Below are 5,102 nucleotides of genomic sequence, written 5' to 3' on the forward strand. Positions count from 1 at the left end.
GTTCTATATGGTGCGCGTGGCCGGGCTCAAACGCCGCGACGAGATGGGCCTGTCGGTGCGCTCGGCGGATGGGTTGACACCGCGCGAACAACTACGTCGCATTGGCGAGCAGACCCAGCAGATTGCCACCAGACACGCGCGTGTGTTCCTTGATTCCGTGCGCCCAGCACTGGCCGAGGAAGGTATCCATGTCGTCACGTGGGCCGATCTCGACGAGGCCGAATGCGATCAACTATCGGCCTACTTTCACGAGCAGGTGTTCCCAGTCCTGACGCCGCTGGCCGTCGATCCCGCGCACCCGTTCCCGTTCGTCAGCGGGTTGAGCCTGAACCTGGCGGTCACTGTGAAACGTCCGGAGGACGGCGGACATCACTTCGCCCGTGTCAAAGTGCCCAACAATGTCGACCGATTCGTCGAACTGGCCCGGCGCAGGGACGCCGACGGTAAGCCGATTGTGCGGTTTTTGCCGATGGAGGAACTGATCGCGGCGTTTCTTCCCGTGCTGTTCCCGGGTTTGGAGATCGTCGAGCATCATGTGTTCCGCATTACCCGCAACGCCGACTTCGAAGTCGAAGAAGACCGCGATGAGGACTTGCTGCAAGCGCTGGAGCGGGAATTGGCGCGCCGCCGGTTCGGATCGCCGGTGCGCCTTGAGGTATCCGACGACATGACCGAAAGCATGCTCGAGTTGCTGCTGCGCGAGCTCGACGTGCATCCCGGCGACGTCATCGAGGTGCCCGGACTGCTTGACCTGTCGTCGCTGTGGCAGGTCTATGACGTGGACCGGCCGGATCTCAAGGACCCACCCTTTGTGCCCGCGACGCCGCCGGCGTTCGCGGAGCGGGAAACGCCCAAAAGCATTTTCGCGACCCTGCGCGAAGGTGATGTTCTGGTGCATCACCCGTATGACTCGTTCTCTACCAGCGTGCAGCGATTCATCGAGCAGGCCGCCGCCGACCCCAATGTGTTGGCGATCAAGCAGACGCTGTACCGCACTTCGGGTGATTCGCCGATTGTCCACGCCCTGATCGAGGCTGCCGAGGCCGGCAAGCAGGTCGTGGCGCTCGTCGAGATCAAGGCGCGATTCGACGAACAAGCCAACATCCGGTGGGCGCGCACACTCGAGCAGGCGGGCGTGCATGTGGTGTACGGGCTTGTGGGTCTGAAGACACACTGCAAGACCGCGCTGGTGGTGCGCCGCGAAGGATCGGTCATCCGACGCTACTGCCACGTCGGCACGGGCAATTACAACAGCAAGACTGCACGGCTTTACGAGGATGTCGGTCTGCTGACAGCGTCGCCCGATATCGGTGCCGACCTAACCGACTTGTTCAACTCGCTCACTGGCTATTCGCGCAAGGAGTCTTACCGCAACCTGCTCGTGGCCCCATACGGGATTCGCACCGGCATCATCGAGCGTGTCGAGCGGGAGGTTGCCGCGCACCGCGAAACCGGTAACGGGTGGATCAGGCTCAAGCTCAATGCCCTGGTTGACGAACAGGTCATCGATGCGCTTTATCGCGCGTCGCAGGCAGGGGTGCGCGTCGAGGTGGTGGTCCGCGGCATCTGCGCGCTGCGGCCAGGCGCCGAGGGCTACTCGGAAAACATCGTCGCGCGCTCTATTCTGGGCCGTTTCCTTGAACACTCGAGGATCTTCCATTTCCGCGCTATCGACGAATTTTGGATCGGCAGCGCTGACATGATGCATCGCAATCTCGATCGACGTGTCGAGGTCTTGGCCCAAGTCACGGATCCCCGGCTGACCGCGGAACTGGACGAGCTATTTGAATCCGCATTGGATCCGGCCACCCGGTGCTGGGAACTCGGGTCGGACGGGCAGTGGACCGCGTCGCCGCAGGACGGGCGGCGGGTGCGCGACCACCAGGTATCGCTCATGGAGCGACACCGCAGTCCCTGACACACCGCATCAGTCATGACCGCCCGTGGTCGCGCGCGGCCCGAATTGACCTGCAGGAGTTGAGGTGTCGACACAACGCTCGTCGGACGGGCGGGGCCCGTCGCGTAAAGCCGTTTGTGCCGCCGGTGCGGTGCTGTGGCGGCCGGGCCACGCGGGGACCGAGATCGCACTGCTCCACCGTCCCCGCTATGACGACTGGTCGCTGCCTAAGGGAAAACTCGATCCCGGTGAGACCGAACCGGTGACCGCGGTGCGGGAAGTCTTCGAAGAAACCGGTCACCGAGCACACCTTGGCCGGCGCATCGCGGCGGTGAGCTACCCGATCGAGCAAGGCGTCAAGAAGGTGCGCTACTGGGCGGCGCGCAGCATCGGCGGAGAATTCAGCCCCAACAGCGAAGTCGACCAACTCGTCTGGCTGCCGGTTTCGGCGGCGATGAAAAAGGCCGCGTACGCACAGGACCGAAAGGTCTTGCGCCGGTTCGCCAAATATCCGGCCGACACCCAAACTGTGCTGATCGTCCGGCACGGCACCGCCGGCAGCAAGTCCCGCTTTTCCGGAGATGACACCAAGCGACCCCTGGACAAGAAGGGTCGTGCGCAGGCCGAGGCGCTTGTCGGGCAGTTATTGGCGTTCGGCGCCACCGATGTGTACGCCGCGGATCGATTGCGATGCCATCAGACGGTCGAACCGCTCGCCGAAGAACTGGGAGTGGTGATCTGCAACGAACCACTGCTGACCGAAGAGGCCTATGCCGATAACCCTAAACGGACTCGACGCCGCGTTCTGCAAATCGCGGCGCTTGGCCGCACACCGGTGATCTGCACCCAAGGCAAGGTAATTCCGGACCTTGTCGCATGGTGGTGTGCTCGCGATGGGGTGCGACCGGATAAGTCCCGCAACCGTAAAGGCAGTACTTGGGTGCTCTCGCTCTCCGATGGTCACCTGATTGCCGCCGACCACATTGGCAGCGCACTGGCGGTAAATGTGCTGAAGTAACAGGCAAGCACCCTTCGGAGGCCAAACCCCCGAAGGGTGCTGCGTCTGTGAGTTGTTAACTGCTTAGCGGCGGCCTCGTCTCGCGGTGGATTTCTTGGCCGGCGCCTTCTTGGCAGTCGACTTCTTGGCCGGCGCCTTGGTCGCTGCCTTGCGCGTCGTGGCCTTCGAGGTCGTCCTCTTGGTGGTCGCCTTGCTGGCGGTCGACTTGGTCGCCTTCTTGGCCGGCGTCCGCTTGGTCGCCGCCTTCTTGGCCGGCGCCTTCTTGGCCGTCGACTTCTTGGCCGGCGCCTTGGTCGCACTCTTGCGAGCCGCCTTGGTGGCCTTCTTGGCCGGTGACTTCTTCGCTGCCTTCTTGGCGCCGCCGGCGCCAACACCACGTTTCACAGCCGGTCCTTCCGCTGGGAGGCGCTGCGCGCCAGAGACAACCGCTTTGAATTGTGCGCCCGGACGGAACGCCGGTACCGACGTTGGCTTGACCCTGACGGTCTCCCCGGTGCGCGGATTGCGGGCTACGCGAGCTGCGCGGCGCCGCTGCTCGAATACGCCGAAGCCGGTAATAGTAACGCTTTCGCCCTTGTGCACTGCGCGCACAATGGTGTCGACGACGTTCTCGACAGCGGCAGTTGCCGATCGGCGATCCGAGCCCATTTTCTCTGTGAGTACGTCGATGAGCTCTGCTTTGTTCATGCAAACCCTCCGAAGTCAGTGGCCCTCTTTGGACCGACTAAAAGACACGGTAAACCCTCACATGGTTGATTTCCAAGAGCCACGCGCAATTTCAGGCGTATCTGGCGAACTTTTTAGGAATCCGCTTGCCGCCCTTGGCCGGTGACGAGGGCTCAAAATGGGCTGCCGATAGGCCCCACGGAGGGGTGAAATTCCGCTCGAATCGACGACTCAGGAGATAGGAACTGTGTGCGGCTTCCAGTCGGGCCGAGCAGCTTCGAAAGACTCGATTTCATCGAGTTTCCGCAGCGTAAGGCCTATATCGTCAAGCCCTTCGAGCAGTCGCCAGGCGGTGTAGTCGTCAATCTTGAACGGCAACACCACCGTTCCGGCGGTGATATTTCGATCTTGAAGATTGACAGTGATTTCCAGCCCTGGGCTGCCCTCGATGAGCTTCCAGAGAAGTTCCACACCATCTTGGGCGACTTCGGCCGCCAAGAGCCCTGCCTTACCCGCGTTGCCCCGGAAAATGTCGCCGAACCGAGACGAGATCACCACCCGGAATCCGTAGTCCATCAGTGCCCACACGGCGTGCTCACGCGATGATCCGGTGCCGAAATCGGGTCCGGCGACCAGTACTGAACCTCTGTCAAACGGGCTGAGATTGAGAACGAACGACGGATCGGTCCGCCAGGCCGCGAACAATCCGTCGGCGAAACCCGTTCGGGTGACCCGCTTCAAATAGACCGCTGGAATGATCTGATCGGTGTCCACATTCGACCGCCGCAGCGGTACGCCGATCCCGGTGTGGGTGCGAAATGCTTCCATGCTCGTCTCCTGTTCCGATACTCAATCCAAATCGGCCGGCGCGGACAGCTTGCCGCGCACGGCGGTAGCGGCGGCCACCGCCGGCGACACCAAATGTGTGCGGCCGCCCTTGCCCTGCCGCCCTTCGAAGTTGCGGTTGGAGGTAGCAGCACAGCGCTCCCCCGGCGCAAGCTGATCGGGGTTCATCCCAAGACACATTGAGCAGCCGGCCTGGCGCCACTCGGCGCCCGCAGCGGTGAAGATTTCGCCGAGCCCTTCGGCTTCGGCCTGCGCGCGCACCCGCATGGAACCGGGGACCACGAGCATCCGCACCCCAGGGGCCACCTTGCGGCCTCGTAATATGTCGGCCACTGCACGCAGGTCTTCGATTCGGCCGTTAGTACATGAGCCGACGAACACCGCATCGACCGAAATGTCGCGCATTTGCGTGCCCGGCCGAAGGTCCATGTACGCCAACGCCTTCTCGGCGGCTTGGCGCTCGCTGTCATCGGTCATCAACTCGGGGTCCGGCACCGCTGCCACCAACGGCACCCCTTGCCCGGGATTGGTTCCCCAAGTGACAAACGGACTCAACGATGCCGCGTCCAGGTGGACCTCGGTGTCGAACTCGGCGCCGGGGTCGGTGCGCAGCTGATTCCAATACGCCACTGCGGCATCCCACTGCGTACTCGTCGGCGCGTGCCGTCGGCCCCG

At 63.0% G+C, this 5,102-nt stretch carries 5 protein-coding genes; 2 read left to right on the forward strand and 3 right to left on the reverse strand.

Annotated elements, in window-relative coordinates; genetic code table 11:
• On the forward strand, window positions 1-1,918 hold a 1,918-nt coding region (locus ACFE99_RS22580), incomplete at its 5' end, for an RNA degradosome polyphosphate kinase (protein ID WP_375488750.1).
• A 64-nt stretch (window positions 1,919-1,982) separates the two neighbouring features.
• Window positions 1,983-2,915 (forward strand): NUDIX domain-containing protein, encoded by a 933-nt coding sequence (locus ACFE99_RS22585; RefSeq protein WP_375488752.1) that lies wholly within the window; start codon window positions 1,983-1,985, stop codon window positions 2,913-2,915.
• Window positions 2,916-2,978: 63 nt separating this feature from the next.
• Here ACFE99_RS22585 and ACFE99_RS22590 read toward each other — a convergent pair whose 3' ends face one another.
• From ACFE99_RS22590 to ACFE99_RS22600, 3 genes are all read right to left on the reverse strand, one after another.
• Window positions 2,979-3,602, reverse strand: coding sequence for an HU family DNA-binding protein (locus ACFE99_RS22590; protein ID WP_375488754.1), 624 nt, complete (start codon window positions 3,600-3,602; stop codon window positions 2,979-2,981).
• A 210-nt stretch (window positions 3,603-3,812) separates the two neighbouring features.
• On the reverse strand, window positions 3,813-4,409 hold the full coding sequence (leuD, locus tag ACFE99_RS22595; RefSeq protein ID WP_375488756.1) for a 3-isopropylmalate dehydratase small subunit: 597 nt from the start codon (window positions 4,407-4,409) through the stop codon (window positions 3,813-3,815).
• 21 nt (window positions 4,410-4,430) lie between these two features.
• A partial coding sequence (locus tag ACFE99_RS22600; RefSeq protein WP_375488758.1) for an aconitase family protein occupies window positions 4,431-5,102 on the reverse strand: 672 nt, incomplete at its 5' end.

Origin of the sequence: uncultured Mycobacterium sp., assembly GCF_964249325.1 — a bacterium.
Classification (GTDB): domain Bacteria; phylum Actinomycetota; class Actinomycetes; order Mycobacteriales; family Mycobacteriaceae; genus Mycobacterium.

Bases quoted from the DNA above. Each gene is read 5' to 3' on its own strand.
- ACFE99_RS22590 (WP_375488754.1), bottom strand. From the start codon at position 3,602: ATGAACAAAGCAGAGCTCATCGACGTACTCACAGAGAAAATGGGCTCG.
- leuD (WP_375488756.1), bottom strand. From the start codon at position 4,409: ATGGAAGCATTTCGCACCCACACCGGGATCGGCGTACCGCTGCGGCGG.